The sequence below is a fragment of the Bradyrhizobium sp. T-1 genome (assembly GCF_053592855.1).
On record NZ_CM132115.1, the window covers coordinates 3,627,771 to 3,654,380 of the forward strand.

General features: G+C 64.8%; 29 protein-coding genes and 1 tRNA gene. 20 read left to right on the forward strand and 10 right to left on the reverse strand.

Annotated elements, in window-relative coordinates; translation table 11 throughout:
- Positions 1-5: 5 nt before the first annotated feature.
- Positions 6-671: a DUF4166 domain-containing protein gene (locus ACWAT4_RS17390; RefSeq protein ID WP_212301509.1), complete on the forward strand. Its 666-nt coding sequence runs from the start codon at positions 6-8 to the stop codon at positions 669-671.
- On the forward strand, positions 668-2,104 hold the full coding sequence (locus ACWAT4_RS17395; protein WP_449730993.1) for a TIGR01777 family oxidoreductase: 1,437 nt from the start codon (positions 668-670) through the stop codon (positions 2,102-2,104). The genes ACWAT4_RS17390 and ACWAT4_RS17395 overlap by 4 nt, the downstream gene beginning before the upstream one ends.
- Positions 2,105-2,108: 4 nt before the next feature.
- Here ACWAT4_RS17395 and ACWAT4_RS17400 read toward each other — a convergent pair whose 3' ends face one another.
- Positions 2,109-2,963 carry a LysR family transcriptional regulator gene (locus ACWAT4_RS17400; protein ID WP_212301507.1) on the reverse strand — a complete coding sequence of 285 codons (855 nt, stop codon included), beginning with the start codon at positions 2,961-2,963 and terminating at the stop codon, positions 2,109-2,111.
- A 112-nt stretch (positions 2,964-3,075) separates the two neighbouring features.
- On the opposite strand from ACWAT4_RS17400, the gene ACWAT4_RS17405 reads away from it, so the two are divergent.
- Positions 3,076-3,498: a tautomerase family protein gene (locus ACWAT4_RS17405; protein WP_212301506.1), complete on the forward strand. Its 423-nt coding sequence runs from the start codon at positions 3,076-3,078 to the stop codon at positions 3,496-3,498.
- Between the two features lie 43 nt (positions 3,499-3,541).
- Here ACWAT4_RS17405 and ACWAT4_RS17410 read toward each other — a convergent pair whose 3' ends face one another.
- Entirely contained in the window at positions 3,542-4,255 is a 714-nt protein-coding gene (locus tag ACWAT4_RS17410) for a DNA helicase (protein WP_449730994.1), read from the reverse strand.
- A 196-nt stretch (positions 4,256-4,451) separates the two neighbouring features.
- The gene (gene lipB / locus ACWAT4_RS17415; RefSeq protein ID WP_449730995.1) at positions 4,452-5,201 is read right to left on the reverse strand and encodes a lipoyl(octanoyl) transferase LipB; all 750 of its coding nucleotides are present in this window, start codon (positions 5,199-5,201) and stop codon (positions 4,452-4,454) included.
- Positions 5,202-5,283: 82 nt separating this feature from the next.
- Between lipB and ACWAT4_RS17420 the strand changes: the two genes are divergently transcribed.
- Together ACWAT4_RS17420 and ACWAT4_RS17425 are read left to right on the forward strand one after the other, a co-directional pair.
- The gene (locus tag ACWAT4_RS17420) at positions 5,284-5,526 is read left to right on the forward strand and encodes a FliM/FliN family flagellar motor switch protein (protein ID WP_011088012.1); all 243 of its coding nucleotides are present in this window, start codon (positions 5,284-5,286) and stop codon (positions 5,524-5,526) included.
- 177 nt (positions 5,527-5,703) lie between these two features.
- Positions 5,704-5,788 (forward strand) — tRNA-Leu (locus ACWAT4_RS17425).
- Positions 5,789-5,833: 45 nt separating this feature from the next.
- Here the strand turns inward: ACWAT4_RS17425 and ACWAT4_RS17430 are convergent.
- Positions 5,834-6,091, reverse strand: coding sequence for a hypothetical protein (locus tag ACWAT4_RS17430; protein ID WP_212301503.1), 258 nt, complete (start codon positions 6,089-6,091; stop codon positions 5,834-5,836).
- Positions 6,092-6,332: 241 nt separating this feature from the next.
- Between ACWAT4_RS17430 and ACWAT4_RS17435 the strand changes: the two genes are divergently transcribed.
- On the forward strand, positions 6,333-6,707 hold the full coding sequence (locus tag ACWAT4_RS17435) for a hypothetical protein (protein ID WP_212428483.1): 375 nt from the start codon (positions 6,333-6,335) through the stop codon (positions 6,705-6,707).
- Positions 6,708-6,717: 10 nt separating this feature from the next.
- Here the strand turns inward: ACWAT4_RS17435 and ACWAT4_RS17440 are convergent, their stop codons facing one another.
- A complete protein-coding gene (locus ACWAT4_RS17440; protein ID WP_449730996.1) occupies positions 6,718-7,974 on the reverse strand; it encodes a polysaccharide deacetylase family protein in 1,257 nt (418 codons plus the stop codon).
- A 179-nt stretch (positions 7,975-8,153) separates the two neighbouring features.
- Positions 8,154-8,963, reverse strand: a complete 810-nt coding sequence (locus tag ACWAT4_RS17445) for a polysaccharide deacetylase family protein (protein ID WP_212301500.1) — start codon at positions 8,961-8,963, stop codon at positions 8,154-8,156.
- Between the two features lie 81 nt (positions 8,964-9,044).
- Here ACWAT4_RS17445 and mgtE point away from each other — a divergent pair, with 81 nt between their 5' ends.
- The 4 genes from mgtE (at position 9,045) to ACWAT4_RS17465 (ending at position 12,777) form a co-directional block, all read left to right on the forward strand.
- On the forward strand, positions 9,045-10,466 hold the full coding sequence (gene mgtE, locus ACWAT4_RS17450; protein WP_212301499.1) for a magnesium transporter: 1,422 nt from the start codon (positions 9,045-9,047) through the stop codon (positions 10,464-10,466).
- Positions 10,467-10,583: 117 nt separating this feature from the next.
- Positions 10,584-10,895: a helix-turn-helix domain-containing protein gene (locus tag ACWAT4_RS17455; RefSeq protein WP_212301498.1), complete on the forward strand. Its 312-nt coding sequence runs from the start codon at positions 10,584-10,586 to the stop codon at positions 10,893-10,895.
- Positions 10,896-11,027: 132 nt separating this feature from the next.
- Complete coding sequence (locus ACWAT4_RS17460) at positions 11,028-11,846, forward strand: aldo/keto reductase (RefSeq protein ID WP_212301497.1); 819 nt, start codon at positions 11,028-11,030, stop codon at positions 11,844-11,846.
- A 49-nt stretch (positions 11,847-11,895) separates the two neighbouring features.
- The gene (locus tag ACWAT4_RS17465; RefSeq protein WP_449730997.1) at positions 11,896-12,777 is read left to right on the forward strand and encodes a hypothetical protein; all 882 of its coding nucleotides are present in this window, start codon (positions 11,896-11,898) and stop codon (positions 12,775-12,777) included.
- A gap of 77 nt (positions 12,778-12,854) precedes the next feature.
- Here ACWAT4_RS17465 and ACWAT4_RS17470 read toward each other — a convergent pair whose 3' ends face one another.
- Both ACWAT4_RS17470 and ACWAT4_RS17475 read right to left on the reverse strand, forming a co-directional pair.
- Complete coding sequence (locus ACWAT4_RS17470) at positions 12,855-13,709, reverse strand: alpha/beta hydrolase family protein (protein WP_212301495.1); 855 nt, start codon at positions 13,707-13,709, stop codon at positions 12,855-12,857.
- Positions 13,710-14,683: 974 nt separating this feature from the next.
- A complete protein-coding gene (locus ACWAT4_RS17475; RefSeq protein WP_449730998.1) occupies positions 14,684-15,400 on the reverse strand; it encodes a DUF599 domain-containing protein in 717 nt (238 codons plus the stop codon).
- Between the two features lie 122 nt (positions 15,401-15,522).
- On the opposite strand from ACWAT4_RS17475, the gene ACWAT4_RS17480 reads away from it, so the two are divergent.
- The 5 genes from ACWAT4_RS17480 to ACWAT4_RS17500 all read left to right on the forward strand — a co-directional run bounded on the left by ACWAT4_RS17480 (position 15,523) and on the right by ACWAT4_RS17500 (position 18,718).
- Complete coding sequence (locus ACWAT4_RS17480) at positions 15,523-16,185, forward strand: glutathione S-transferase family protein (RefSeq protein ID WP_212303911.1); 663 nt, start codon at positions 15,523-15,525, stop codon at positions 16,183-16,185.
- Between the two features lie 138 nt (positions 16,186-16,323).
- Entirely contained in the window at positions 16,324-16,692 is a 369-nt protein-coding gene (locus ACWAT4_RS17485; protein WP_212303910.1) for a YidB family protein, read from the forward strand.
- A 205-nt stretch (positions 16,693-16,897) separates the two neighbouring features.
- The gene (locus tag ACWAT4_RS17490) at positions 16,898-17,089 is read left to right on the forward strand and encodes a hypothetical protein (protein WP_036015225.1); all 192 of its coding nucleotides are present in this window, start codon (positions 16,898-16,900) and stop codon (positions 17,087-17,089) included.
- A 156-nt stretch (positions 17,090-17,245) separates the two neighbouring features.
- A complete protein-coding gene (locus ACWAT4_RS17495) occupies positions 17,246-18,235 on the forward strand; it encodes a hypothetical protein (protein ID WP_212303909.1) in 990 nt (329 codons plus the stop codon).
- A 42-nt stretch (positions 18,236-18,277) separates the two neighbouring features.
- Positions 18,278-18,718: a DUF1489 family protein gene (locus tag ACWAT4_RS17500; RefSeq protein ID WP_212303908.1), complete on the forward strand. Its 441-nt coding sequence runs from the start codon at positions 18,278-18,280 to the stop codon at positions 18,716-18,718.
- Here the strand turns inward: ACWAT4_RS17500 and panC are convergent.
- Positions 18,715-19,566 carry a pantoate--beta-alanine ligase gene (gene panC, locus ACWAT4_RS17505; RefSeq protein ID WP_212303907.1) on the reverse strand — a complete coding sequence of 284 codons (852 nt, stop codon included), beginning with the start codon at positions 19,564-19,566 and terminating at the stop codon, positions 18,715-18,717. The two genes, ACWAT4_RS17500 and panC, sit on opposite strands and share 4 nt — an antisense overlap.
- A gap of 274 nt (positions 19,567-19,840) precedes the next feature.
- Here panC and ACWAT4_RS17510 point away from each other — a divergent pair, with 274 nt between their 5' ends.
- The 4 genes from ACWAT4_RS17510 to ACWAT4_RS17525 all read left to right on the forward strand — a co-directional run bounded on the left by ACWAT4_RS17510 (position 19,841) and on the right by ACWAT4_RS17525 (position 23,649).
- A complete protein-coding gene (locus ACWAT4_RS17510) occupies positions 19,841-20,764 on the forward strand; it encodes a division plane positioning ATPase MipZ (RefSeq protein ID WP_212303906.1) in 924 nt (307 codons plus the stop codon).
- 339 nt (positions 20,765-21,103) lie between these two features.
- The gene (locus tag ACWAT4_RS17515) at positions 21,104-21,964 is read left to right on the forward strand and encodes an alpha/beta fold hydrolase (protein ID WP_212303905.1); all 861 of its coding nucleotides are present in this window, start codon (positions 21,104-21,106) and stop codon (positions 21,962-21,964) included.
- A 141-nt stretch (positions 21,965-22,105) separates the two neighbouring features.
- Positions 22,106-22,861: a VWA domain-containing protein gene (locus ACWAT4_RS17520; protein ID WP_212303904.1), complete on the forward strand. Its 756-nt coding sequence runs from the start codon at positions 22,106-22,108 to the stop codon at positions 22,859-22,861.
- A gap of 62 nt (positions 22,862-22,923) precedes the next feature.
- On the forward strand, positions 22,924-23,649 hold the full coding sequence (locus ACWAT4_RS17525; RefSeq protein ID WP_212303903.1) for a DnaJ domain-containing protein: 726 nt from the start codon (positions 22,924-22,926) through the stop codon (positions 23,647-23,649).
- A 224-nt stretch (positions 23,650-23,873) separates the two neighbouring features.
- Here the strand turns inward: ACWAT4_RS17525 and ACWAT4_RS17530 are convergent, their stop codons facing one another.
- Positions 23,874-25,682 (reverse strand): serine hydrolase, encoded by a 1,809-nt coding sequence (locus ACWAT4_RS17530; protein WP_212303902.1) that lies wholly within the window; start codon positions 25,680-25,682, stop codon positions 23,874-23,876.
- Positions 25,683-26,071: 389 nt separating this feature from the next.
- On the opposite strand from ACWAT4_RS17530, the gene ACWAT4_RS17535 reads away from it, so the two are divergent.
- Positions 26,072-26,410, forward strand: a complete 339-nt coding sequence (locus ACWAT4_RS17535) for a phasin family protein (RefSeq protein WP_212303901.1) — start codon at positions 26,072-26,074, stop codon at positions 26,408-26,410.
- The last annotated feature ends 200 nt before the right edge of the window (positions 26,411-26,610 follow it).

The window sequence follows — 26,610 nt, forward strand, 5'->3', positions numbered from 1 at the left end:
TTGTGATGACGTCGGCGAGATTATCAGGCTCCAACGCACCAACCTCCGCTCACATTAAACTGCTCGACGACCGCCGCTTCCGCGCATTGCTGTCGGACGAGGATTGGGGCCGCCTGCCGCTCGCAACCTGGCGGCGCTTCTCCAAGCGCGTCGCCGACGGTGACAGCGTGGTCTATGTCGGCGTGGTCGACGAGGTTTCCTTCAGCGACATCGGCTGGTGGTTCTCGCAAGTCGCGCGCCTGATCGGCGGGCCGCTGCCGACGGGGCGCGACACCGGTGTGCCCATGATCGTGACGGTCACCGAGGACAGCGCGACCGGCGGCCAGACCTGGACCCGCATCTGCGCGCGCAAGCGTGGCTTTCCGCAGGTGATCCATTCGGCCAAGCGCTTCGCCGGTCCGACCGGGCTCGAGGAATATGTCGGCTTCGGCGTCTCCATGGCGCTGCGCATTGCGGTGGAGGGCCAGACGCTGACCTTCCGCAGCGCCGGCTACGGCCTGCAGTTCGGACGGCTCTGGATTCCGCTGCCGCAATGGCTCACGCCGGGCGATCTCACGGTGACGCACAGCGATCTCGGCGAGGGCGCCTTCCGCTTCACCCTCGACGTCATTCATCCGCGTTACGGCGCGCTGATCCACCAGTCCGCCGTGTTCAGGGAGGCCGTGTCATGACCCCGCTCTTGTGGACGCTCATCGCCATCCAGATCGTGATGGGCGTGTTCGATACCTTCTATCACCACGAATTCACCGAGCGCCTGGCGTGGCGGCCGTCGCAGCGCTTCGAGCTGAAGCTGCACGGGATCCGCAACATGCTCTATGCGCTCTTGTTCCTGCTGCTCGGCTGGCTCGAGGTCTACGGTGTGCTGGCGCTTGCGATCATCGCCGTGCTGGTCGGCGAGATCGTCATCACGCTGATGGATTTCGTCGAGGAGGATCTGAGCCGGAAGCTGCCGCCGAGCGAGCGGATCAACCACACGCTGCTTGCGATCAACTACGGCGCGATCCTGGTGCTACTGCTACCGGTGCTGATCGATTGGGCGACGCAGCCCTTTGGTGTGAGCGTCGTGTATCAGGGCCTGCTCAGCATCGCCGCGAGCGCCTGCGCCGTTGGCGCATCGCTCTGCGGCATCAGGGATTTTGCGGCAATGCGACGGCTTGGCCGCATGAAGAGCGTTCCGGCAGAAGGACTCGTTGAGAAGATCTCGGGGCGCAAGACCGTGCTGATCACCGGCGCCACCGGCTTCATCGGCAGCCGCCTCGCGGCGAGCCTCAGCGGGGCAGGGCACGATGTCATCGCGCTGATCCGCAACCCTGCCAAGGCGGAGATGCTGCCGCCGCCGGTGACGCTGATCACCAGCCTCGACCAGCTTGCCGCGGACACATCCATCGACGCCATCGTCAATCTCGCCGGCGAGCCGATCGGCAACGGCCTCTGGACCGAAGCCAAGCGCGCGAAGATCATAGGCTCGCGCATCGACATGACCGGCGACGTCGTCAAACTGATCGCGCGGCTCGATCGCAAGCCCGAGGTGCTCGTCAGCGGCTCCGCCATCGGCTGGTACGGGCTGTGGGCCGATCAGGTGCTGACGGAGTCCGCGAAGTCGCATGCCTGCTTCAGCCACGAGCTGTGCGCGGCCTGGGAGAAGGCGGCGCGGCCGGCGGAAGAGCTTGGCGTCCGCGTGGTCTGCTTGCGCATCGGTCTCGTGCTGGGCACGGAGGGCGGCTTCATCACGCGGATGCTGACGCCGTTCGAGTTCGGGCTTGGCGGCCCGCTCGGCACCGGGCGGCAGTGGATGTCCTGGATCGAGCGCGACGATCTGATCCGGCTGATCGCCTATGTGATGGCGACGCCCGATCTGTCGGGGCCGGTCAATGCCACCGCACCGATCCCGGTCACCAATGCAAAATTCACGGAAGAGTTGGGGCGCCGTCTGCACCGACCTGCGGTGTTCCGCATTCCCGGCGGCCTGCTGCGCCGGATCGGCGGCGGCTTTGCCGACGAGCTTCTGCTCGGCGGCCAGCGCGTGCTGCCGAACAAGGCCTTGAGCCGCGGTTTTAGGTTTCGGCACGAGACGCTGCGCAGTGCGTTCGAGGCAATTTTGTGAGACGTCAGGTGGCCGCCACGCTGCGAAACGTTGCGAGCACTGCGCGCAACGCAGCCAGTTTTGCGGGATCGCTGACCTTCGAATGCAGCATCACCTTCGAGCTGCCGAGCTTCGGCAGCTTGTGCGCGGGCCCGATGTCGATGAGCCCGGGAGGCGCGATCCGCCGCGCCAGCGGCGCGATGGCAAGCCCGGCGAGCGCGGCCGCGACCACCGCCGTGACGCCGCCGCCGACAAAGCGCTCGCGCCAGGCGGTGCCACCCTTGTCGAGTGCGCGGACGGCAATGGCGCGAACGCCGCAGGGCGGGGCAAGGGTTGCAAGCGGCAGCGGCTCGCCCTTCGGCAGGGTGAAGCGTCGTGACGCGAACCACCCGAATTCGTCCTCGGTCAGCTTCTCGCCGCCGCGGCGGCTACCTTCCTGGCGGACAATCACCGCATCGAGTGCGCCCGCGTCATAGGCATCCTGCATCTCGCGCGAGAAGCCGATGGTGACGGCGAGCGTGAGGTTCGACGACATCGCATGCAGACGCTCCAGCAGCGGCACCAGTTCGGGGCCTGCGGCGTGGTCGGAGATGCCGAGCGAGAGCGATTGCGCCGCTGGGATCTCACCCGACAGCGCGCGGTCATGCGCTGCCATCAGCGCGCGGGCGCCATCGAGGAAGCTGGCGCCGTCGGCGGTGAGCCGGACCGCGCGCGGCGAGCGTTCGACGAGACGTTTGCCAAGCAATGTCTCCAGCCGTTGCAGCTTGAGGCTGACGGCGGCCTGCGTCGTGCCCAGCGCCTCCGCGGCGCGCGTAAAGCTCTGGAGGTCGGCGACCAGCAGGAAGGCCCGGACGGTGGCGATGTCGAGTGTGGCTGTCATTATGAATGGTTATCACTGGTATCAATATGGATAAGATACCAAAATGACAGGTGGTGGTCTAGCTTTCTCCCCAACGCCGCGCAAACAGCGCGACATCCTGAGGAGAACGACAATGCCCCTGATCACCGTATCCTACACCTCGTCCCGCCAGTCGCCGTCGCTGAAGGCCGACATCGCAAGCGCCGTATCCGAGCTCACCGCAAAAATCCTGCACAAGGATCCCAAGGTCACCGCCATCATCGTCAAGTCGGTCGATGCCGGCGACTGGTTCGCCGGCGGCAAGTCGCTCGCCGAGCAGAAGCTCGCCAGCTACTGGATCGACATCCATGTCAGCGAAGGCACCAACACCAAGGACGAGAAGGCGGCCTATCTCGCCGCGATGTTCAAGCGCATGGCCGAGATTTTGGGCCCGCTGCATGCCGAGACGTACCTGCATGTCGACGAGGTCAAGGGCGACGCCTATGGCTTCGGCGGCTTGACCCAGGAGCGGCGGTACATCGCCGGCAAGCTCGAAGTGCCGCTGGCTGCGGCGTGAGGCTGCGAGCCGCGGGTGAGCGATCTCGCCCGCGGCCTGATCGTCAGCTCGCCGCGCGGAACTGCACCTCGGTGTTGTTCAGGAAACACGTCTTGTCGAACAACGTCAGGTCCAGTGGGTTCGGCAGCCGGACGTCGTGGATGTCAGGACAGGGCTTGATCGCGGGATCGTAGGAGCGGTCGATCTGCGAGATGAAGACGACGATCAGCCCCTTGTCGCGCGCAAAGGATTTCAGCGCGCGCACCTGAACGGTGAGGTCGGGGTGGTCCCGCCGCTGGTCGAGCACCTGCAGATAGTCGATCACGACGACCGTGCCGCGCGGGGCGTTTGCCATTTGCTTGACGACGTAATCGGCGCTGATGGCGTCGGAGCAATCGACCTCCAACAATTTGTCGAATTGCGCAGGCGCCACGCCGATCGCCCGCAAGCGGTCCAGTACGTCCTTCTCGGTGTATTCGAGTGAGAAGAATGCCGCGCGCTGGCCGGACTTCATCGCCTCCACGGCGAGTTCGAGGCTCATCAAGGTCTTGCCCTGACCGGGACGCGCGCCGACCAGCACGAGATCGCCCGGCCGGAATTGCGGAAACAGTTTGTTGGCGGGCGTTTGTGCTCCGGCCTTTGCCGCGAGCATGCTCCAGGCGGAAAAGCCTTCCGTCGTGGCGATGCGGTCGAGCGCGTCGTGCAGCGGGATGTCTTCCTCGCGGGACAGGCGCTTTGCTTTTCGCTTCAGATGATAGATCGGTGCAGACAATTTCATCGTCAAACCTCCCATTGCGAGCAGAAAGCGCAATCCCTCCTTATGCCTGGCGCTCGAATAGTCGGTCCGATGGTTTCGTCGCCCGGTATGACGTGTACTTTCCCGGCGGAGGGGGGAGGCGTGGGCGGCACCTGGCGCAGGCATAGCCGATTCCACGGCGAGCGAGAACGCGCGCGGCGCCTCGCCAACAGAAATGTCAGGCCGCGGTTTCCGGCAGCAGCGCGCGGGTCGGCCCGAACAGCTCTTCAAACGCCTGCCGCAGCGCGATGTCGACATCTACCATGGTCACGAGCTGGCCGAGATCGACCAGCGAGGTGACGCCATAGCGGGGATCGGCAACGCCGCAGGGAATGATGCCGGCGAAATGCGACAGCTCGGGCTCGACATTGATGGCGATGCCGTGGAACGAGACCCAGCGCTTCAGCCGCACGCCGATCGCCGCGATCTTGTCTTCGTGCTCGGGCCCCTTGTCCGGTCGCCTCACCCAGACGCCGACCCGGTCCTCGCGCCGCTCGCCGCGCACGTTGAAGGCCGCGAGCGTCTTCAGGATCAGCTCCTCCAGGCTCGCGACATAGGCCCTCACGTCTGGCCGGCGCCGCTTGAGGTCGAGCATGATGTAGGCCACCCGCTGGCCGGGCCCGTGATAGGTGAGCTGCCCGCCGCGCCCGGTGGCGAAGGTCGGGAATCGGGCGTCGACCAAGTCGCTTTCCTTGGCTGAGGTGCCGGAGGTGTAGAGCGGGGGGTGTTCGAGCAGCCAGACCAGCTCAGGCGCCTCGCCCGCCGTAATCGCTGCGACCCGCGCCTCCATGGCGGCCACCGCCTCCGGATAGGGCACCGGCGCGTCCGAGATTCGCCATTCGACGGGCTCGCCGCCGGCAGTGGAAAACGACGTCAGATCGAGCTCTTGACGCTGGTTTTGGCGGGGGTTTCGAGGCGAATTAACCATTGGCTAACCATAACGTGGTGATGATCACAGGCGCAAATGCCAAGTCCTTTGGCGTTGAGTCCCAGTTGCGGCGGTCCTGACAGTGCCCACACTCGACAAAGTCACCGTGGATCTCATGGTCGTCCTCGGGACGACCACCATGCCGATCCATCAGGTATTACGTCTTTCCCGCGGCGCCATCATCGAGCTGGACGCAACCGAGGCCGACGAAGTCAAGGTGTTGGCCAACAACCTGCCGGTTGCCTCGGGCGTCGTGCTGGTCGACCGCAACCGGATCGCGGTCGAGGTCAAGCAGATGCTGCCGCGGACGCCGGGCACGCGGTAGCGGCCTGGGGATCCGCTAAGGTCGGCCATCCGAATAGGGCCGATCCGGGCGGGGCGGAGACTTTCCTGCCAAGCTTGTGGAATTCGGGGCCCTTGCAGGCTTGTATCCCCCTGATGGATTTGTTAGATCGGCGACCGCTGATCCGGCCAGCCAACGACCTCAGGCCGGTATCTTCTTGCGCTCGTGGCGGAACTGGTAGACGCGCTGCCTTGAGGTGGCAGTGGGTAACACCGTGGGGGTTCGAGTCCCTCCGAGCGCACCACCTTCAAATCTCATTTCGGGAAGCAGGCGGCCCCGCGCGGGCCCATCAGCCGTATTCATCGCCGATGCCGTATTCCCGGTAGATCTCGAGCGGATCGAGGTCGGGGAACAGGCGGCATTTGGCCTGGGCCAGATGCAAGCTCACCGCGTTCGGCTCCTTGCCGTGCGAGAGCATCTTGCGAATGTCGTCCATATGCGCGCTCGGCTGGTGCTTCGCCTCGAGCTGCTCCAGTGCAACCAGCGCAGTCGCGAGCGCCTCGGTCAGGACCCAGTCGTCGTGACCCGTGATTCCCTTCTTCGGCATCGGCAGACCCCAATCCGCAGACTTCGCCTGTAGCGGCGGCAGCACTCTACCGTAGCTTCCGTCGAATCTCCATCGAGCCGCCGCCGGCGCGTGGCGCGTGGAACACGGCGGGCGGCTCGCGCGCTCGCTTGCATTATGGCGGCGCGTGGCTAAAAGGCGGCGGCGCGCGGGCACTGGTATCTTTGTTGAAACAAGGTTGGCGTAGACGGGCCTCGCGCGACCTCTCTCGGCTGGAGCCAGCATGGTCTTTCTAAGCTTCGTCTACCGCTTCCTGACCAATTTCGCGTTCATGGCGCTGGTCTATTTCAGCTTGAACTTCATGGAGAAGTATCAGAACCGGGCGATCCTCGCGATCCTGGTGCTGGTCTATGCCGGCATGCGCGCGGCCTCGACGCTGCGCGCCTTTTATTTTTTCCAGAAGATCGAGAAGCTCGAAGCCGAAGCCAAGCGGCTGCAGGCGCCGATCAATGACGGCTCTGGCGGAACCAATGCGCGCAAGCAGATCGTGGTGGATGTTGCGCGGCTGCGCCGCGACGGCGAGCTCAAGTCCTATATGGACCTGTTCTTCCTGGCGCTGATCGTGCTGCTCTGCGTCGCCAACATCATGCGGCAGTAACGGCCTTTACTCAGGCGCGCTTCTTCACGCTGGTGGCGACCCGGGTCGGGCGGGGCGCTGCGATCTTGGCTTGAGCTGCGTGCTTCGGCATGGCGTGTGCCGCATGCGCGGTTCGGCGCACCTGAATCCTGCCAGCCTTGCCCTTGCCGGCATGCGACGCCTCGGCCGCCATCGCGACCCGTGTCGCGGCGCGCCGCGACAAGGTCGTCGACAGCAACACCTCGACCGAGCCCTCGGGAATCGCAAAGAGATCGCGACCGGGCGCGGGCAGGGTGGCAGCGACGTCGGCGAGCGCCATGGTCCTGCGCGGCAACACCAGCGGTTGATGCGCGGTCTGTGCGTTGAGATCGGCGAGGCCGGGCGCCGGCAGTGTTGCGGTCTGCGCGAACACGAAGTTGGGCGCGGCGGGCCAGCGTGCGATCGGGGTCGTCTCCGTCGGCGGATGCAGCAGCCACTCCACAGCGGCGGTCGGTGTCGCCGGCCGGTCGGCAGTCGCGGGAACCACATGCACGATGCGATAGCCGCGCGCCTTCAGGTCGCGGATGATCTTCGGCAGCGCCGCTACGGTGCGCGCCTGGATATCGTGCAGCAGCAGAATGCCCTTGCCCTTGGCCTCCAGCCGCTGGATCGCGAGCTGGTAAACGCGATCGGGCGACACATGCCGCCAGTCATCCGCCGGGAAGTCGGCGCTCCACACCTGAATGCCGCGCGAGATCAGAAGGTTCTCGACGCCGTCGGCGCGCATCAGGCCGGGAATGCGGAAGAACGGCGCGAGCTTGGACGGATCGGTCATCGCCGCCGACGTCCACTCGATGCCGCCGTTGATCTGCGCCTCGGCCTTGTCGAGCGGCATGCGATCGAATGTCAGCGGATGGTTCATGCTGTGCGTGCCGACAGTGTGGCCTGCCGCGACCAGCTTGCGCACGCCTTCCGGATTCGCCTTGGCCTGTTCGCCGATGATGAAAAAGGTCGCCTTGATGCACTCGTTGGCGAGGATCTGAAGCACCTGATTGGAATATTTCGGCAGCGGACCGTCGTCGAAGGTGAGGACCACCTCGTGGTCCTTCAGCGGCAGCGTCTCGCGATACTGCATGGTGCCGATGCGCGGATGCTCGCGCGGGTCGACGACGAGGGTGCGGGAGGTGCCGAGCGCATCAGGATGACCGGGGCAGTCGGCCGCGAAGGCTGCTGGCGACGCCGCGGTCAGCAATCCCAGAAGCAGGACGGCCCACGATCGCGTCCGGACAACAACGCTACTACGGATCATGAACCCGGTCTGCCCTCATCTGCGTTTGCCGTCATAGTAGGTCGGAGACGTCGGAAAACGGTTCAGGTGCAAAGACCTTTGCCACCTGGCGCTCGCCTCAATCTTTGCACGGCATAGCATGAACAGAGTATTAATAGGGCTCAAATCACCCCATTTTGGTCAGGCGTGACATCCCGGCATCAATGCGCGATTTCAGCGCTTTTTTGCCCTGGGGCCGCCGGGACGATGTGCACGACGCGATAGCCGTTCTCGCGCAAATATCGCAGGAACACCGGCATCATGGCGGCCGTGTGGGCCTTGGGATCGTGGAACAGGATGATACCCTTGCCGACGGCGTTGAGGCGATCCGTGACGAGCTTCAGCTCGTGCTCCGGGGTCATTTCCTCCCAGTCGCTCGCCCACAGGTCGGCGCCGAACACGGCGATGCCGCGCGACTGCATGAGGTCCAGCGTCGCGGGCGTCGAGTCGAAATAGGGGAAGCGGAAGAACGGTGTCGAGGGCGTGTTGGTCGAGACGCCGTTGAGCGCGGCTTCATCGGCCGCGATTCCGCGATCGAAGTTCTCCTTCGCCTGCTCGAACGGGATTTTGGATGTCATCGGATGCGACCAGGAATGGTGCGCGACGGTGTGGCCCTCGGCGGCGATGCGCCTGACGAGGTCAGGAAACTCGGCGGAAGACTGGCCTATGAGGAAGAACGTCGCCCGCACGCACTCCTGCGCCAGCGCCGCCAGCACCTTCTGCGTGTAGGGCGGACGAGGGCCGTCGTCGAAGGTCAGCACCACCTCGTGATCCGCGAGCGGCAGGGTCTGCGGGAAGCTCTTCAATCCGACGCGTGGGTAGGTTTTCGGGTCGACCGCGAGCACGCGCGAGGTGCCGAGCGTGTCCTTGCGTGGGCAGTCGGCGGCCTTGGCCGAGCCGATCGCGGCGAGGCTCGCCAGAGCCAGGCCCGTGGTGATCGAGGTCCATTTCGGTCGATGCATCTTTGCCATTGCGCTCGCGATTGCCTTGTGGGTATTGCGTGACCGTCAGCCCAAATTATCAACCCAATCTGTCAGACGGCGAGGCGTACCATGGATGAACATATGGACGGTACCCCTGCCGCTGAGACCTCGGTACTCGACCACGTGCCGATGCGCAATGAAGACGGTGAAATTCGGCAGGAATTCGTCGAGGAAATCGCCCATGCGATCGAGGCCGCCGACAGCGCCGCGCTGCGCGCCTGCGTCGCCGAGCTCCACGAGGCCGATCTCGGTGACCTCATCGCGGCGCTCGCGCCGGACAATCGCGTCCGCCTGGTCGAGCTGACCGGCGCCGATTTCGACTTTTCCGCGCTGAACGAGGTCGACGAGACCGTCCGCGAGGAGATTCTCGACGAGCTGCCGCCCGAGACGGTGGCCGAGGGCGTCCGCGAGCTCGAATCCGACGACGCGGTCGAGCTGCTCGAAACCCTCGACGAGGACGAGCAGGAGGAGATCCTCGAGAAGCTACCGCTGCAGGAACGCGTCGCGCTCGAGCGCAGCCTGCTGTATCCGGAAAACTCCGCCGGGCGGCGGATGCAGACCGAGTTCATCGCCGTGCCGCAGGATTTCACGGTCGGGCAGGCGATCGACTACATGCGCGATACGCCCGATCTGCCGGAACGCTTCTACGAAATCTACGTCGTCGACAAGGATCAGCACTGGCAGGGTGCGGTTCCGCTCGACGTGCTGCTGCGCGCGCGCCGCCCGGTGCCGCTCACCGAGCTGACAGACGAGGATCGCCGCCGCGTCTCCGTCCTGGAGGACCAGGAGGAAGTCGCGCACATGTTCGGCAAGTACAACCTCGTCGCGGCTCCCGTGCTCGACACCCAGGATCGCCTGGTCGGCGTCATCACCGTCGACGACGTCGTCGACGTCATCGAGGAGGAGGCGGACGAGGACCTCAAGGCGCTCGGCGGTGTCACCAGCGACGAAGAGCTGTCGGACACGTTTCTCACCATTGCGCGCGGCCGCTTCAACTGGCTGCTGATCAACCTTGCCACGGCATTCCTGGCGTCCTCCGTGCTCGGCCTGTTCGAGGGCCAGCTCGAGCAGATGGTGGCGCTCGCCGTGCTGGCGCCGATCGTCGCGAGCCAGGGCGGCAATGCCGCGACCCAGACCATGACGGTCGCGGTGCGCGCGCTCGCGACCCGCGAGCTCGGTTCCTCCAACGCCTGGCGCGTGGTTATCCGCGAGACGCTGGTCGGCCTCATCAACGGTGTCGCCTTTGCCGTGATCACGGGCATCGCCGCGGTAGCCTGGTTCAAGATCCCGGGCCTCGGCGTCGTCATCGGGCTCGCGATGATCTGCAACCTCATCGCCGGTGCGCTCGGCGGCATCCTGATCCCGATGGCGCTCGAACGCGTCAGGGCCGATCCGGCCGTGGCTTCCGGCACGTTCGTGACGACGGTGACTGACGTCGTAGGCTTCTTCTCCTTCCTCGGTATCGCGACGCTGTGGTTCGGGCTGAAGTAGGGCTCATCTCCGTTCTGTCATTCCGGGCTCGCGCCAAGTGGCGCGCCCCGGAATGACGGCCAGCCAGCTTTAATCCGACTTTAAGCGACCTCCCGCATGATCCTCCCGCTTGGGGAAATGAGCATGCGGTTGCGGCTGAAGGCAGACGGACGGGTCGTTGAATTGCGGGACGGGCAAGAGTTTCCTGTCCAGCCGGTCCCGCCTGCCGTCGAGACCCCGCCGGCCGAAGCCGGCTCGCTCGCGGTGCGCGATTTGCGCCGGCGCGCCTGTCTCACCCAGATGGAGTTCGCCGCCAAGCTTGGTGTTCCCGTGGAGACCATCCGCAACTGGGAGCAGGGCAAGCGCGCCCCACGCGGGCCCGCCCGCGCCCTCCTGGCCGTGATCGCGCATGCGCCCGACACGGTCTTCCAGGCGCTCGCCAAGGCCTGAGACGAACCTCCCGTTAGCTTTCCACCGAAGATACGCAACCGGGACCGGGCGTCGTCCGTTGCACTCTGGCGGGCCGGGTCCATAATGATGGTGTTAACGACTCTTGGGCTGCCGCAACAGAGAGGATTCCTCATGCTGTTCGTCGAGGCCAATGGCGCGAGGATACCGGCGATCGGGCTCGGAACCTGGGAGCTGGAGGGGCGCATCTGCGCGCGCGTGGTCGAGCAGGCGCTGCGGCTCGGGTACCGCCACATCGATACCGCCCAGGTCTATGACAATGAGCGCGAGGTCGGCGAGGGATTGCGCGCCTCGGGCGTGCGCCGCGACGACGTCTTCGTCACCACCAAAGTCTGGACCAATCATTTCGCGCCCCACGATCTCGAACGGTCGGTGAAGGAGAGCCTGGTGCGGCTGCGGCTTCCCGCCGTCGACCTCGTGCTGTTGCACTGGCCCAATCCGCATGTGCCGCTGGAGGAGACGCTGGGCGCGCTGGCACATGCCAAGCGCATGGGCCTCACCCGCCATATCGGCGTCTCCAACTTCACGGTGGCTCTGATCGAGCAGGCGGCCGCGCTGTCGGGCGAGCCGCTCGTCTGCAACCAGGTCGAATATCATCCCTATCTGGATCAGACGAAGGTAAAGGCGGCCTGCGACCAGCACGGGATGGCGCTGGTTGCCTACAGCCCGATCGCCAAGGGCCGCATCAAGGCGGATCAGACGCTCGCCGCGATCGGCCGCGCCCACCACAAGACGCCGGCACAAATCTGCCTGCGCTGGCTGGCGCAACAAAATGTGTCGGCGATTCCCAGAACCTCACGTGTCGAGCGATTGTCGGAAAACATCGAGATCTTCGATTTCGAGCTCTCAGATGCCGAGATGGCGCAGATCGCCGCGCTGGCCAGCCCGAAGGGCCGTCTGACCGATTTCGGCTTCGCCCCGAAATGGGATTGAGGGTCGGTTTGGTTATGCTAGGACCAGAACGGCAACCCAAGATCGGGCGATGGACCTGCGGAAGATCATACGGACGGATGTTGCGGCGTCAGCCATCGCGCATCTGACACTGGTGGCGCTGATCATCGTTATCAGCGAGGTCCATCCGTTTCATTCCGCACCGATCGAGACTGTCGCGGTCGATATCGTCACGCCGGACCAGGTGAAGCAGGAGGAAGCCAAAGTCGAGGAGAAGGCCCAGGATGCGAAGCCGCCGGAGCCGCTCCCCGAGTTGAAGCTGCCGAAGTTCGATTTCACCGACAAGCCGGACGCCGCGCCGAAGCCTGCGGTTGAGCAGAAGGCGGCGCCGCAAAAGCAGGCATCGCACGAACAGCAACAGAAGCAGCCTCAGCCGTCGCAGGTCCAGAAGCAAGAGGCCAACGCGCAGCCGCAACCTCAGGCTCAGCCGGCACAGCCGCCCCCCGCGATGCCACAGCCACAGGCTGCGCCTCCAGCCTATCAGGCGCCGCAGCCCGACGTGACCGTCAAATACGGTGTGATGCTTGGCCTGCCGCCCGAATTGCCGCCCGAGCCGAAAAACGCGCCCAAGGATGACGGCGCCGATGCCAGGGATTCGATCGGTGCCAAACTGCCGCCCGAGGTCGTCGCCGAGCTTCGCCGGCACCTGAGGAGCTGTTCGAAACTGCCGTCGGACGTTGCGCCGACCGACGCGGTGCGCGTCAAGCTGCGCGCAGTGTTCACCGCCGACGGCGCGCTGGCCCGCCCGCCGATCCTGATCGAGGCCCCGCCGTCGACGAAGGGCGTGGCCATCGTGAAATCCGCGATGAGCGCCCTGCAGGCCTGCCAGCCCTACAAGATGTTGCCCGTCGACAAGTACGAGGAATGGAAGGTGATGGACCTGTCGTTCACGCCGGGAGATTTCGGATCGTAGGTCGCAGCACGGATTTCGCGGAGCCCGTCATCGGGCGCGCATTCGCGCAAACCGTTGGCTTCATCCGGGCTACGCGATCACATTCGTCGTTCGCTCGCGAGCCACGTGAGCGCCGCCAAAATTCCCGGCAGTTGCAGATCATGACGAAGTCTGCCTGACGCCGGCAGGAGGCGGTGGTCCACCGCGACGCCGGCGCGGCGCAGCGCCTCGACGTAAGCAGTCTGGACCGAGGCCGACACGCGCTGGTCGTGCGGGTCGGTCAGTACGATGATCTTTTGCGGGGGATGGTGCGCGACGCCGGCGACATGGTCGATCGGGTCGAGGAAATCGCTGTGTCCGGTGATGTCGGCGGTCCAGCCGTTCTCGCGATTGCGCTGGGCCACCGCAGTATTGCCCGAGGTGATCACCGCGCAACCGATGTCATCGCGACGCGCGATCAGTGCGGCCACGAGATGGCCGCCGCCGGATTGGCCGACGAGATTGAGACGGCGCCAGCCGAAATGCGCTTTGAGGCGGGTCAGCGCCGCATCGACCAGCGCGACCTCGCGCGGCCGGCGCCGGTCGAGATGGTGCCCCGTCGAACCCAAGATGCCGGGGCGCGCCAGATGCAGATAGGGGCGATGGAAGGTGGCGCTGAACTGTTCGGCGAGTGCCTGCACGTCGTAGGCCGTCGCCGCGACGTACCATTCGTTGGCCACGACGGCATCATCGCGCTTCTCCACGGCATCGCCGCGCAGGAAGATGACGGGATCATCAGGCGTGCCTTCGGACGCCGCGCCATAGAAGGCGAGAACATCGGGCTTGCCGTCGACTTCGACCCGTACGCGTCCCGGACCGTCGCCGTCGGACGTGGCGCATTCGACGCCGCGAACCACATCGGTCCCGGAGAAGGGCGTCGTCGGCAGGTCGGCAATATTGGGAAAACTGATCACGGCTTGAGTTGTCGGGGAAACGCGGGCGCAATGTCAAGTGGTGCGCGTGATCTCGATCACGGAGGTCTCGAAGGCTGGGCAGAGGCGCCACGCACCGTGCCCGCGATCTCTCTCCAATCGCAATCGATTGTTGGGCACGCTTGCGCTTTGCTCATCCTGCGGCAGCGTGCGCGCAGCTTCGCTGTGTCGCCCTCTGTCAATGCACCTGTGTGAAAATATTCTTCTTTACCGAAATTCGGAAATGGCGTATGTGTCGCCCGTCCCGGCTCATCCTTGATGGGCGATCGTACGGCGTCACGAATTGCGAGCCGGGGATGCGGTGGACGCGGCAGCGTCGGCACGAGAGGGTGCGGGCAGGGCGGGTAGTCCCTGTGAGCCCGAAACCGCGTGCAGACGAGCGGCGCTGTGAAATTCGTCTCGCCAACATTTTTACCGCAACGTCGACAGTGCGGGAAAACCCTGTGGCATCAGGCGAATGCGCGTACGGCAAAACCGTGTGGTCCCGGCCGTCGTTGCTACGGTCAAGCCGTCGCGGAGATGTGGAGCGTCCAACCGGATCAACCACATCGTCAATTCGCGAGGCGAGGGAGGCCAGAAGGAATTCGGCTCCCGGGAGAGCACGGCATAAGCCGTCAACCCATCGCGCAGGGAAGGCCGTGTGTTGGGCTTCACCTGTATGCTGCTGTGCGGTCTTTCACTGCGCTACATTTGCGCAGCAGACCGCGGGTGCGAGGTCAGCACCCGGCCTTCCCTGCGCCCTCTCGGACGAGAGGGCAGAGTGACCAAGCAAAGCTCGGGCGAATTGCGCCGCGAGGCCGCGAAGGCGTGTCTGCTACTCTGTGTGAACGGGAAGAGCGAAGCTGTCTCCTCATACTCCGTCATTGCGAGCGCAGCGAACCAATCCAGAGCGTATCCGCGGAGGGATTCTGGATTGGTTCGCTGCGCTCGCAATGACGATATGGAAAGAGCCGGCCTCAATGACCGCGCTTCAACTCCTCGTCGCCTGCGATCACATCCGGCGCCATGGCCGCCCAGGCACTCGAGGCGAACTGCCGGCGCCAGGTCACCACCACCACGGCGGCCGTGGTCACGAACAGCACCCAGGGGCTGACGAACCAGCCAAGATAGCCGAGCGCAAAGAAGAAGGCACGCTGGCCGCGGTTGAAATGGCGGCCGGCGGATTCGAACACGCGCGAGGTGCGGATGACATGGGCCTCGGCCTCTGGCGTGTCGCGCAGGGAAGACGGCGGCATGCCGCCGAACAGGATCGCGACATAGTTGAACAGCCGATAGGCCCAGGCGAACTTGAAAAAGGCATAGACACAGATCAGCACCAGGCCGACGCATTTCAGCTCCCACAGCGCGGGCGAGGGGCTGAGATCGATCGGCAGCTTGCCCAGAATGGTGATGGCGTCGTTGGTCGCATGCAGCAGCGCCAGCGCGCCGCCGAGCGCGAACAGGCTGGTGGAGGCGAAGAAGGCGGTGCCGTTCTGGAGCGAGGCCATGATCTGCATGTCGACCATGCGCGTCTCGCGATCGAGCAGACGGCGGACCCAGACCTCGCGATAGCGGTTCATCCGCGCCGACAGGCTGTCGCGGCCATAGGCCGAATGCTCGAGCGTGGCGGCATAGGCCAGCCATTCGATGATGAAGAAGCCGACGGCGGTGATGTCGACCCAATGCCTGCTCATGTCTCTCTCCTCGCGAGCCGCCACGATTGCCACGCATGGCTGGTAGCGGCAACGATTGATTGGCGGCAGGCGATGGCGTTAAAAGCAGCCGCACCCGAAAGACCTACGGAAGGACCAGTGACATGGCAGCGCTCAAGCTCGCGATCGGCAACAAGAACTACTCGTCATGGTCGATGCGGCCCTGGCTCGCGCTCCGCGCCAACGACATCCCGTTCGTGGAGACCGTGATCCCGCTCTACACCGACAATCCCGCGGACAAGGAGCAGATCCTGTCCTTCAGCCGCGCCGGCAAGGTGCCGGTGTTGGTCGACGGCGACGTCACGGTGTGGGATTCGCTTGCCATCATCGAGTACGTCGCCGAGCGCTATCCGGAGAAGAAGCTGTGGCCCGACGATTTGGCGGCGCGGGCGTTTGCCCGTTCGGTGTGCGCCGAGATGCACTCCGGATTCATGGCCCTGCGCAGCGAGTGCGGCATGAACCTGCATCGTCCGGTGCGTCCCGTGACGCTGTCGGCGGACGCCAAGGCCAACGTTGCGCGCGTGCAGGAGATCTGGCGCACGTGCCGGACCCGCTACGGCGCAGGCGGGCCGTTCCTGTTCGGCCGCTTCGGCGCAGCCGATGCGATGTATGCTCCGGTCGTCCATCGCTTCCGCACCTACGCGATCGAGGTCACGCCGGAGGCCAAGGCCTATATGGACACGATGATGGCGATGCCGGCGTTCCAGGAATGGACCCGCGATGGGCTCGCCGAAACGCTCGTCATCGAAAAGTTCGAGAGCGTCTGATCGTGGACATGATCGGAGAAGCGGCACCGCTGCTCCGACAAGGTCGTGCTCGCTTGAAATGTGATTTGGCGCGGCTTGACGGCATGCCGGCTCGCAGCGCTCAATCGAAGGGAAGACGGCTCAGGAGAGGGGACGGTAATGGGAATTCTGGACTCACTGGAAAACAATCCCGCATTGCGTAGTGCGCTCGGCCAGCTCGGCGCCGCCGTCCTGCCGGCCGTGCTGAACGAGGTGCTCGGCAGCAACAACCAGGGGGGCTTAGGCGCGATCGTCGCCAAGCTTCAGCAGGCGGGCTTCGGCGATCAGGTCAAATCCTGGCTCGGTAATGGCCAGAATCTGCCGATCTCGGCCGACCAGCTCCGCGCCGTGCTCGGTAACGACACCGTCCGCCAGCTTGCCGCGCGCTACAACATTCCGGTCGACCAGCTCGGCGAGATCCTGGCCCAGGAGCTGCCCAAGGCCGTGGATCAGGCAAGCCCGCAGGGCCATCTGCCCCACGGTGCCTGAGTGGGGCGGTTCCGACGGTATCGCAGAACGCTCGACCCCTATCTATCATCCTGAAAACACTGCGGGATTGCTGGGTTTGCCTGGCCTGCATACTGCTGGCCAAAACGCCGCATCGCGTGCTATACGTCGGATCGGGTTTTCAGCCGGTCCGTCGCAGTGGGGACCCTGGGCACGGCCGGCGCTGTTTGAGTGATGGAGATGGGCGTTGAAGCATAAATTCCCCGTGGGAACGCGCGTATTGTTCACGGCCAGCAACGTCGCGCGCCCGGCTGCGAGTGGCGCATACGAGGTCATTCGCCTGCTGCCGACGGAAGGCGACGACTGCCAATACCGGATCAAGAGCTCGACCGAAGCCTTCGAACGGGTCGCCAAGGAAAGCCAGCTCGCCCTCTCATAGTGCGCTGACAGCACCACGCATTGACATCGCGGAGGAATTTGCTCCGCCTGCCGTCAAAAGGCCCGCTTCGGCTCGGCAAGGTGGCGCGGGGGCAGTTACCGGTTCGCGGTGCTCGCTTGACCATTCGCTCTTTGCTCGCGTGAGGGGACATCGCGCATGAACTGGGCATGGGCCTCGTCGCTCGACCAAGTCTGGCGCTCGCCGGCCTTTCCGATGTGGCTGACGCTGGCGGCGGCCGGCTTCTTCGGCTTGATCCTGCTGATCACGCTGCTGCGCGCCGAGAAATCGGTCGCCAACGGCGCGCTGACCGTCATCACGCTGCTCTCCATCGGCATCGCGGTGGCCGCCACCATGCGTATCTATGGGCCGCTCGGGCAAGAAACCTCGACTGTGGAGGCCCGCACACAAGCCACGGTGACCGCGACCCTGCCGGCGCTGTCGTGCCTCGACGACATCGCCGGCGATGCCGTGCAGGTCGGTTGCGAGAAGGCGCTGTTCGGCTCGCCGGATGCGGCGGCTACCGCCGTCTCCTACACGGCCGCGCGGATCGACCGCCTGACCGCGCTTGGTGATGTCGCGACTGCCGAGAAGAGCCTGACACCGGACCTGAAGGTGCTGCGCAAGTCGCTGGAGCACGATCGCTATGGCCTCGTCGCGCAGGTGCTGGTCATGCGCGACGCTTGTACCCAGTTCGATTGTGCCGCGTTCCGCTCCCTGACCGATCAGCAGCAGGTCGCCGCCAACATGGACGCCCATCTCTACGACATGCTGGTCGCGCGCTACGCGCCGACCTGGAACGCGCCTGGTTCGGCGCCGGCGGGCACTCCATTCCCGGGCGCGGTCGCCGCGCTGCCGCCGTCGATGCCGACGGGCAAGCCGACCAATGCGGAGTTCCCGAGCGCTTCGTCGACCCCGCCGGTGAGCATCATGAATCCGGAGCCGTCGACACGCCAGCCGCCGGCTGCCAACGCGGCCGCAGCGCCGGCGCAACGCGCTCCGGCTGCGACCTCGGCTCAGGCCACCGCGCCTGGGGCTCCGGCTGCGAAGAAGCCGCCCGCGCCGAAGGCTGCACGCGCGCCGGCCGCTGCGCCGGTTCCGCTGGCACCGCCGCCGGCCACGGCTCCTGCGGCTGCGGATAACGACTAGTTCGGCTTTGAAAAGGCGTGGCTGGCCCGCTAATGCTGGGCCATGCCACTCCATCTGATCAAGCTTGCCGTCGGCTGCGACTCCGTCAAGGAATTGAAGGGGTGGGTCGCCGAACGGATGCAGACGGCCAAGAAAAAAGGCCTGCCGCAACGCCACATCCATATCACCCGCATGGTGCCGAAGCGCGACGCCGAGATTCTCGCAGGCGGCTCGCTCTATTGGGTCATCAAGGGCGAGATCGCCGCGCGCGAGAAAATCATCGGCATCGAGCCGTTCCGCGACAAGGACGGTATCGGGCGTTGCCGGATCGTGATGCAGCCAAAGGTGATTTCGGTATCGCCGCGGCCGATGCGCCCGTTCCAGGGCTGGCGCTATCTCACGGATGATTCCGTGCCGGCCGATCTCGGCAAGTCCGCTGCCGGCACCATTGCGGCCATGCCGGAGCCGATGCGGCGCGAGCTGCGCGATCTCGGACTGCTCTAAACCGCAAGATTGTCGATCAGCCGCGTCGTGCCGAGCTTGGCGGCGACCAGGATCCTCAGCGGCCCATCCTTGCGCGAGGTGACCGGCGCCAGCGTGTCGGCACGCCGCACCTCGAAATAGTCGAGCTCAAAGCCGGCCGCCGTGATCATCTCGGCGCCGCGGGCCATCGCGCTGGCTATGGCTTCGCCGGACCGGATCCGCGCGGCACTATCCTTCATGGCGCGGAAGAGGGTGGTGGCGGTCTGCCGCTCCGCAGGCGACAGGTAAACGTTGCGCGACGACATCGCGAGCCCGTCGCGCTCGCGCACGGTGCGGGAGCCGATCACCTTAACGCCGAGGTCGAGGTCGCGCGCCATCTGTGTCACCACGCGCCATTGCTGAAAGTCCTTCTCGCCGAAGATCGCGACATCCGGCCGGCATTGCGTGAACAGCTTGCCGACGACGGTGGCGACGCCGCCGAAGAAGTGCGGGCGGAAGCGGTCCTCCAGGCCGGCCAGCGCCGGCCCCTCCGGGACGATGCGCGTCGCAAAGCCCTCCGGATACATCGCCTCGACGCCGGGGTGCCAGACGATGTCGACGTTCTCGGCTGCGAGCTTGGCGATGTCGGATTTCCAGGTCCGCGGATAGGCGCCGAAATCCTCGGTCGGGGCGAACTGGGTTGGATTGACGAAGATCGAGACCACGACGCGACTCGCACGCTGCTTGGCGAGCCGCACCAGCGACACATGCCCGTCATGGAGGGCCCCCATGGTCGGCACCAGCGCGATCGTGGCCTTTCGCCTGCGAAGACTGTCGACGGCGCGTCGCAGGGCGGGCACCGTGCGGGTGATCAAGGGGCTTCGTGACATCAGGACTCGGCAAGGTTGGGGGGAGGGCGCGGCCTGCCGCGCAGCCGGATAACCTTAACAAGCCGCGATCGTGGACGCCATGCATCGACATGCGGCACAGCATCCGTCGTAATGAGGATGTCGCGCCCTTGTGGGCTGGATCACTGATGTGACATCGCGACACGATTCATGATGATGACCAGCGCACTTGTGATTTCGTCATCCTGTCACGCATTTCACTTGACCGCAGACGCGGCCAACTCGAAGATATTGTTCAGGGGTGTTGAGGATCGCCATGCTCGTGCAGGCTAGCCAAAGCCAATCCGGCTCGGCGCACGTCGTTGTGCTCGGCAATGAGAAGGGCGGCTCCGGCAAATCGACCACCGCCCTGCACATCGCGGTTGCGCTCCTGAAAGCCGGCCAGCGCGTCGCCACTATCGATCTCGACTGCCGCCAGCAAAGCTTCACCCGTTACATCAACAACCGCTCCGTCTGGGCCCGGCGCAGCAAGATCGACCTCGAGCTTCCGGTGCATCGCTGCATCAAGCTCGGCGAGACCATGCAGATCGCCGAGAACGAGAATTCCGAGTTCCAGCAGTTCATGGAGGCGGTGTCGGCGGTCGAGAGCAGTTTCGATTTCATCGTCATCGATACCCCCGGCACCGACAGCTATCTGATGCGGCTCGCCCATTCGATGGCCGACACGCTGGTCACGCCGATCAATGACAGCTTCCTGGATTTCGACGTGCTCGGCACCGTCGACCCCGCCAATTACGCGGTGACCGGGGAAAGCCATTACGCCGAGATGGTGCGCGACGTCAGGCGCAAGCGTCGCCAGCTCGACGGTTCGACCACCGACTGGATCGTGGTGCGCAACCGCCTGTCGATGCTCGGCTCCCGCAACAAGCAGCTTGTCGCCGAGGGGCTGAAGGATCTGTCGCTGCGGCTCGGCTTCCGTTACGTCGATGGCTTCGCCGAACGCGTGGTCTATCGCGAGTTCTTCCCGCGCGGCCTGACGGCGCTGGACGAAATCGACGAGACGACGCTCGGCATGCGGCCCAATCTCGGCCATCTCACCGCGCGGGAAGAGGTGACGGGCCTGCTGCGCCAGCTCAAGCTGCCACTCGACGAGCGCGGCCGGCGACGTGCGGCAAATCGCGCAGAGTGGTTCAGCCAGGTGGATAAGCCGCTCGAGGTTCACGACATCCTCGGCGCCTAAGCGGTACGTTGCTACTTCCGCTCGATCACGGCAGCGAGTTCCTGCGGGAACCGAACGCCTGCAAAGCCGTTTTCATCAGGCATTCACTGTGAGATTGAACCCGATCGTGACGGGTTGCGTCGGAGGGTCATCTGCATTCGGACGTAGCGGTATCAGAACAGGGTGCTCACCAAACGTGTGCGTCGCACAATGAAAGGGCTGCTGGATCACAATATTTAGCCTTCCTGTCACGCGGCTGTGACATATATTAGGGAATAGGCGCGAAGGGGCCGAAGAGCTCCTCGAACAACACGATTTTCAACAGGGATCAGGTCGCAAGGCCTGAGGCTGAGGACGAAAATGAAGCGTGGAATTGCCGTTCTGGTTTCTGTCGGAGCCCTCTGCGGTGTCGCCTATTTCACGGCGAGCAAGTGGGCCATCAAGCACGAGACCATCACCTTCTACGACGCTTCGCGCGACAATCGTCCCGTGCCTGTCGACATCGCGATCCGTCGCGACAAGGAAATGCAGGCAAATGCCGGCATGATCACCATGCCGGTCGCGGTGATCAATCACGGCAACACCGTCAAGAATACCGAGTACGGATTCCTCGCCAACGCGTTCGCCGCCCGCGGTTATCTCGTTGTCAGCCCGCAGCATGATCTGCCGACCGATCCTCCGATGGTGACCAAGCCCGGAGAACTCTATGTCGGCCGCCTGCCGCAAATTCTGCGCGGCGTCGCCAACATTCATCTGGCGATGCAGGAAATGAAGAAGGTTCAGCCCAACGCCGACTACTCCAGGGTGACGATGGTCGGCCATTCCATGGGCGGCGACATCACGATGTACTTCGCCAAGCAGTATCCGGATGAGGTCAAGAAGGTCGTGACGCTGGATAATCTCCGCGTGCCGTTCGTGACCGCGGGCAAGTTCAAGATCCTGTCGTTCCGTTCTCATGATCCGCAGTTCAAGACCGATCCGGGCGTGATCCCGACCGACGAGGAGTGCGAGAAGGCCGGCATTCAGGTCGTGAAGACGGACTTCCAGCACAACGACATGCGCGACACCGGCCCGGATGACGCCAAGAACTCGATCCAGGGCATGCTCGATAAATTCCTGACCGACACCGACAGCGCAATCGCGCCGGTAGACACCCGTTCGGCTCCGCCCAAGATCCTGGAGCCCGGTCCGGTCGCGCTGATGGCACCCGCCAAAAGCTGATCTGAAACCAGCCGATCCATTCGGTCATAATCGGAAACGAGTTTCAAAGCCCCCGCCGGCTTCCGCCCGCGGGGGCTTTGCACATTGACCGGGCAGGGCACGCTATCCACATTGGTGGTGTGAGACCAGGTGTAACTTCGGATGCCCGGCGACCCCATCAAACCGCGTAATGGCGAGGCCGTGTCGGCGAGAGCCGAAAGCGACGGCGCGTTGCCGCAGGCAAAGACGTCGACGTCGGAGGACGTCGCCGCCTTCGTCGCCAAGGCGCGTTCGCTGTCGCCGCATGCACCTGGCGCGAAGGGCCGCTTGATCTTTGCGTTGGATGCGACGATGAGCCGGCAGCCGACGTGGGACATGGCCTGCGCGCTTCAGGCCGACATGTTTCGCGAGGCTGCAGCGCTCGGAAGCCTCGACATTCGGCTCGTCTATTACCGCGGTTACAACGAATGCCGCGCCACCGGGTGGATTTCCGACAGCGCCAAACTGGCGACGCTGATGAGCAAGATCGATTGCCGTGGCGGCGACACCCAGATTGGCAGGGTGCTGACGGACGCGCGGCGCGAGGCGGTTGCATCGGGCGTGCGCGCCGTGGTTTTCGTCGGCGATGCCATGGAGGAGAAGGTCGACGCGCTCTGCGCCAAGGCAGGTGAGCTCGGCATGCTGAAGGTGCCGGTGTTCCTGTTTCAGGAAGGCCATGATGCGGGCGCCGAGCAGGCGTTTCGCGAGATCGCGCGTCTGACCGGCGGCGCCTGGTGCCGGTTTGATCCGGGTGCGGCGGCACAGTTGCGCGAGTTGTTGCGGGCTGCGGCGGCCTACGCGGCCGGAGGTCGCGAGGCGCTGTTGAGATTGGCGAAGACGGCGAGCGGCGCGGCGCAGCTAATCGGACAGATGAAATAGCCGGCCAGCGCGGCGGAGGCGGATGTTGTGCATTTTGCCGGAAGCGCGACTATATTCCGGCCATGACCCTGATCGCCGGCGTTGTCGCCGTTATCACGCTCTATCTGTTGCTGCAGATGTTCCGCGCCGCCAATCCGGCGGTGCTGGCGCGCGCCCTCAAGCTCGGTGGCGGCGTGGTCGCGCTCGCGGTGGCCGCCTTCACCGGCTTGAGGGGCGAGCTGGCGGTGGCGATCCCGCTCGGGATATTCGGCGCCGGACTGCTTGGCTGGACGCCGTTGGCGAATGCGGGGTTTGGCAATATGGGTGGGTTGTTCGGCGGTGGCGCAACGCGCCCATCCGGTCAGACCTCGCACGTGCGCTCGCAATTCCTGGATATGCGGCTCGACCATGAGTCTGGCCAGCTGTCGGGCCAGATCGTCGCCGGGCCTTACGCCGGGCGCAGTCTCGACGAGTTCGATCTTGCTAGCCTGCTGGCAATGGTCCCGGCGTTCGACGCTGAGAGCGTGGCCTTACTTGAAAGCTATCTGGACCGCCGGTTTCCCGCTTGGCGTCAGAACGCGCAGGGCAACGCGGCAGGGGGGCAGCGCCGCACGGCGGCGAGCGGCAAAATGACGGCGGAGGAAGCCTATCAGATCCTTGGCTTGCAGCCGGGAGCGGGGCGCGACGACATCAGCCGGGCGCACAAATCCCTCATGAAGAAACTGCATCCCGACCAGGGGGGCTCGACGTACCTCGCTGCCCGGGTAAACGAGGCCAAGGATACTCTGCTTCGTACGCATAACGGCTAACTCCGGCACCACGCCACAAACGCCCGTACCGCGTGGGCCCCGCTTGCTCTGTTTGCCGTCGCCCCGATGCCCGCCATTGTCGGCGTGGTCGATCCCTTGAGCAAAGTTTTAACCGTAAATTCTTGACGAGAGGTTGTCGCGGAACAGCTTCCCGCGCCACCACATCCCCAAAACAAAAATGCCCGCGCAAGGCGCGGGCATTTTGGCTTGGAAGGTAAGAGAGATCAGTTGCGGACGGTCATGCAGGAGATGTCGGCGCGCTTCAGCGCCTTGCACACCGCCTCGGCCTGGTCCCGCTCGAGCCCGGCGAAGCGGGCGCGGTAGAGCTTGCGATTGTCCCGGGCGACAACAGGCTCGGTGAAGGGATCGGCCTTGCTGAGCAGGCCGCGGGCCGAGCTGCGGGCGGCTTCAATGCGCTGCTGGGCTTCGCTCTCGCTCTCGAGCGCGCCAACCTGGACGATCCAGCCGCTATGGGTGACGACCGGCTTGGTGGTGGCGCTCAGCTGGATCGGCTGGGGGGCCGGATCGGCGGAGGCGAGCTTGGCGACCGGGGCCGCGGCGGTGGCCGCCGGCAGCACGCCGAGGATGCCGTTGCCGGTGCCGAAGCCCGCCGGCTGCTGCGGCAACTCGGCACGGGCGGCTTCGGTCCTGACCGGTTCCGGCTTGTTGATGATGTCGGCCCTGGCGACGACGGCGCCGGAAGTCTCAGCGACGTCGTTATGGGACGAAATCGTGTTGGTGACCTGTGGCGCAACTTGCGTCGGTGCGGCGGACGCGACCTTCACTGCGCCGGCCTTGACCTGAACCGTTTTCACCCGGACCGGCTTCATTGGCTCGGACGAGCCCGGAATGAGGGAGAGCGGCTGGCTCGCGATCACACCGTTGGTGAGCGGCGCGGGCTCGATCTTTGACTCCGTAGGCTTGGCTTCAGGCTTGGCCTGAACCGGGGGCATTGCAGCGGTCGCAGCTGCAAGCGCCGACAGGCGCGATGCGAGACGCGGTGCGGCCGTCTCGGGGGCGGGCGCAGCCGCGACCTGAACCGGCGCAGCGGGCCGGGCCGGGGTATCCGAAGCATCGGCGACGTCGTTGCTGGTGTCAGCGCTGTTGCGCTCGGTCACCGCCACGACGGTGTGGGTGGTGGCACCCTTCTCGAGGTTCTCCGCGAGCAGGTTGCGCATGATGGCATCGCGCGAACCGCCGCTGCGGCCGCCGAGCACCACGCCGATCAGATGGCGGTTGCCGCGGCGCATCGAGCTCACGAGGTTGAAGCCGGAGGCGCGGGTGTAGCCGGTCTTGATGCCGTCCACGCCCTCGACGCTCCCGAGCAGGTGATTGTGGTTGCGGATCTGCTCGCCGCGCCAGGTGAACGAGGTGGTCGAGAAATAGCGGTAGTAGCGCGGAAAGCGCTCCTGGATGGCGCGGCCGAGCGTGGCCTGGTCGCGCGCGGTCGTCACCTGCTCGTCGTTGGGAAGTCCGTTGGCGTTGCGATACACCGTCTTGGACATGCCGAGCGCGCGCGCCTTGCGCGTCATCATCGCGGCGAAATCGTCCTCGTCGCCGCCGATCGCTTCCGCGATCACGACGGCGGCGTCGTTGGCGGAGCGGGTGACGAGACCCTTGATCGCGTCCTCGACGCGGATGGTCTGACCGGCACGCAGATTGAGCTTGGTCGGATCTTGATCGGCGGCGTGCTGCGACACCGGCATCTCGGTGTCGAGCTTCATCTTGCCGGACTCGAGACGCTCGAACAGCAGATAGAGCGTCATGATCTTGGTGAGCGAGGCGGGATGGCGCAGCCCGTCGGGGCTGGTCGACTGGAGTACCGCGCCGGAATTGCCGTCGACGATGATCGACGCGAATTGCGGGCTGTAGCTCTCGGAGACATCGCGATGCACCCGGTGGTGCGCGTAGTGCCGCCGATAGCGCCGTGCGTCCGCGGCATCGGTTGTGACAATGACGGCTGTGGCGGCCGTAAGAAGCCCGAAAACGCCAACCCGCGCCAAGCGCGAGGAAGACCAGTTGTTACGAAGCATGGAACCCCGTCCCCGTTTGTGACTTGATCACCGGCTCGTGAGGCGAAATTGTGCCCTGCGGACCCGGGATCATTACCTGCTCAGGCTGTCGCTCCGCTGGTGCTCACCGCGGGAGACTGTTGGGCCTGAGCCGCTGTTCTGGCTAAGGTGATGTTCTCAAACGGCTTTTGACCGTCTGCGGAAGGTGAACACGTCCAGGGAATCAGGGTAGGGGGCCGCGGTTTCCAAAAGCTTAAGGAACCCTTGCGGGAAAGCCCGGGAATCTCCGTAAGTTGGATTGATTTTTGTGCGACGCACAAGATTCTTGACTTTTTTGTGCGCTGCACTAATTGTGGGCAGAGTCAGGGAGCCGGGGCTTCCGGACGCGAGCCAAGGAAAAGGATTCCAAAATGTTCAAGGTTGAAGACTTTCAGAACTATGGGAAAGAGCACTTCGAGTCGTGCGTTGCTTCCGCGACCTCGGTGCAGCACGGCCTCCAGGCGATCGCCAGCGCCTATGGCGACTACACCAAGAAGTCGTTCGAGGACACCAAGTCCTTCGTCGAGAAGCTTTCCGGCGTGAAGTCGCTGGACAAGGCGCTTGAAGCGCAGACCGATTTTGCCCGCTCCTCCTACGAGACCTTCGTCGCGGAATCGCAGAAAATCGCCGGCCTCTACAGCGACCTCGCCAAGCAGGCGTTCAAGCCGGTCGAGACGGTCGTGTCGAAGTTCACCCCGGCCGCCCAGTAATTTCTGAACTTCTGGAATCGAAAAGCCCGGCTGGTTCAGCCGGGCTTTTTTCGTTTGTCGTGACGATTTCGTCGGCGTGCCGCGCGCAGCTCGGTATGTGCTTGAACATCGAGACGTGCGCGAAGGTAACGCGCAACGATCGTCATCCGAAGGCCGTGTCCTGGGACTGGGTCGGCAAGTTCAATCGGACCGTAGAAAAC

Bases quoted from the DNA above. Each gene is read 5' to 3' on its own strand.
- ACWAT4_RS17390 (WP_212301509.1), top strand. From the start codon at position 6: ATGACGTCGGCGAGATTATCAGGCTCCAACGCACCAACCTCCGCTCAC.
- ACWAT4_RS17395 (WP_449730993.1), top strand. From the start codon at position 668: ATGACCCCGCTCTTGTGGACGCTCATCGCCATCCAGATCGTGATGGGC.
- ACWAT4_RS17400 (WP_212301507.1), bottom strand. From the start codon at position 2,963: ATGACAGCCACACTCGACATCGCCACCGTCCGGGCCTTCCTGCTGGTC.
- ACWAT4_RS17405 (WP_212301506.1), top strand. From the start codon at position 3,076: ATGCCCCTGATCACCGTATCCTACACCTCGTCCCGCCAGTCGCCGTCG.
- ACWAT4_RS17410 (WP_449730994.1), bottom strand. From the start codon at position 4,255: ATGAAATTGTCTGCACCGATCTATCATCTGAAGCGAAAAGCAAAGCGC.
- lipB (WP_449730995.1), bottom strand. From the start codon at position 5,201: ATGGTTAATTCGCCTCGAAACCCCCGCCAAAACCAGCGTCAAGAGCTC.
- ACWAT4_RS17430 (WP_212301503.1), bottom strand. From the start codon at position 6,091: ATGCCGAAGAAGGGAATCACGGGTCACGACGACTGGGTCCTGACCGAG.
- ACWAT4_RS17435 (WP_212428483.1), top strand. From the start codon at position 6,333: ATGGTCTTTCTAAGCTTCGTCTACCGCTTCCTGACCAATTTCGCGTTC.
- ACWAT4_RS17440 (WP_449730996.1), bottom strand. From the start codon at position 7,974: ATGATCCGTAGTAGCGTTGTTGTCCGGACGCGATCGTGGGCCGTCCTG.
- ACWAT4_RS17445 (WP_212301500.1), bottom strand. From the start codon at position 8,963: ATGGCAAAGATGCATCGACCGAAATGGACCTCGATCACCACGGGCCTG.
- mgtE (WP_212301499.1), top strand. From the start codon at position 9,045: ATGGATGAACATATGGACGGTACCCCTGCCGCTGAGACCTCGGTACTC.
- ACWAT4_RS17455 (WP_212301498.1), top strand. From the start codon at position 10,584: ATGAGCATGCGGTTGCGGCTGAAGGCAGACGGACGGGTCGTTGAATTG.
- ACWAT4_RS17460 (WP_212301497.1), top strand. From the start codon at position 11,028: ATGCTGTTCGTCGAGGCCAATGGCGCGAGGATACCGGCGATCGGGCTC.
- ACWAT4_RS17465 (WP_449730997.1), top strand. From the start codon at position 11,896: ATGGACCTGCGGAAGATCATACGGACGGATGTTGCGGCGTCAGCCATC.
- ACWAT4_RS17475 (WP_449730998.1), bottom strand. From the start codon at position 15,400: ATGAGCAGGCATTGGGTCGACATCACCGCCGTCGGCTTCTTCATCATC.
- ACWAT4_RS17480 (WP_212303911.1), top strand. From the start codon at position 15,523: ATGGCAGCGCTCAAGCTCGCGATCGGCAACAAGAACTACTCGTCATGG.
- ACWAT4_RS17485 (WP_212303910.1), top strand. From the start codon at position 16,324: ATGGGAATTCTGGACTCACTGGAAAACAATCCCGCATTGCGTAGTGCG.
- ACWAT4_RS17495 (WP_212303909.1), top strand. From the start codon at position 17,246: ATGAACTGGGCATGGGCCTCGTCGCTCGACCAAGTCTGGCGCTCGCCG.
- ACWAT4_RS17500 (WP_212303908.1), top strand. From the start codon at position 18,278: ATGCCACTCCATCTGATCAAGCTTGCCGTCGGCTGCGACTCCGTCAAG.
- panC (WP_212303907.1), bottom strand. From the start codon at position 19,566: ATGTCACGAAGCCCCTTGATCACCCGCACGGTGCCCGCCCTGCGACGC.
- ACWAT4_RS17510 (WP_212303906.1), top strand. From the start codon at position 19,841: ATGCTCGTGCAGGCTAGCCAAAGCCAATCCGGCTCGGCGCACGTCGTT.
- ACWAT4_RS17515 (WP_212303905.1), top strand. From the start codon at position 21,104: ATGAAGCGTGGAATTGCCGTTCTGGTTTCTGTCGGAGCCCTCTGCGGT.
- ACWAT4_RS17520 (WP_212303904.1), top strand. From the start codon at position 22,106: ATGCCCGGCGACCCCATCAAACCGCGTAATGGCGAGGCCGTGTCGGCG.
- ACWAT4_RS17525 (WP_212303903.1), top strand. From the start codon at position 22,924: ATGACCCTGATCGCCGGCGTTGTCGCCGTTATCACGCTCTATCTGTTG.
- ACWAT4_RS17530 (WP_212303902.1), bottom strand. From the start codon at position 25,682: ATGCTTCGTAACAACTGGTCTTCCTCGCGCTTGGCGCGGGTTGGCGTT.
- ACWAT4_RS17535 (WP_212303901.1), top strand. From the start codon at position 26,072: ATGTTCAAGGTTGAAGACTTTCAGAACTATGGGAAAGAGCACTTCGAG.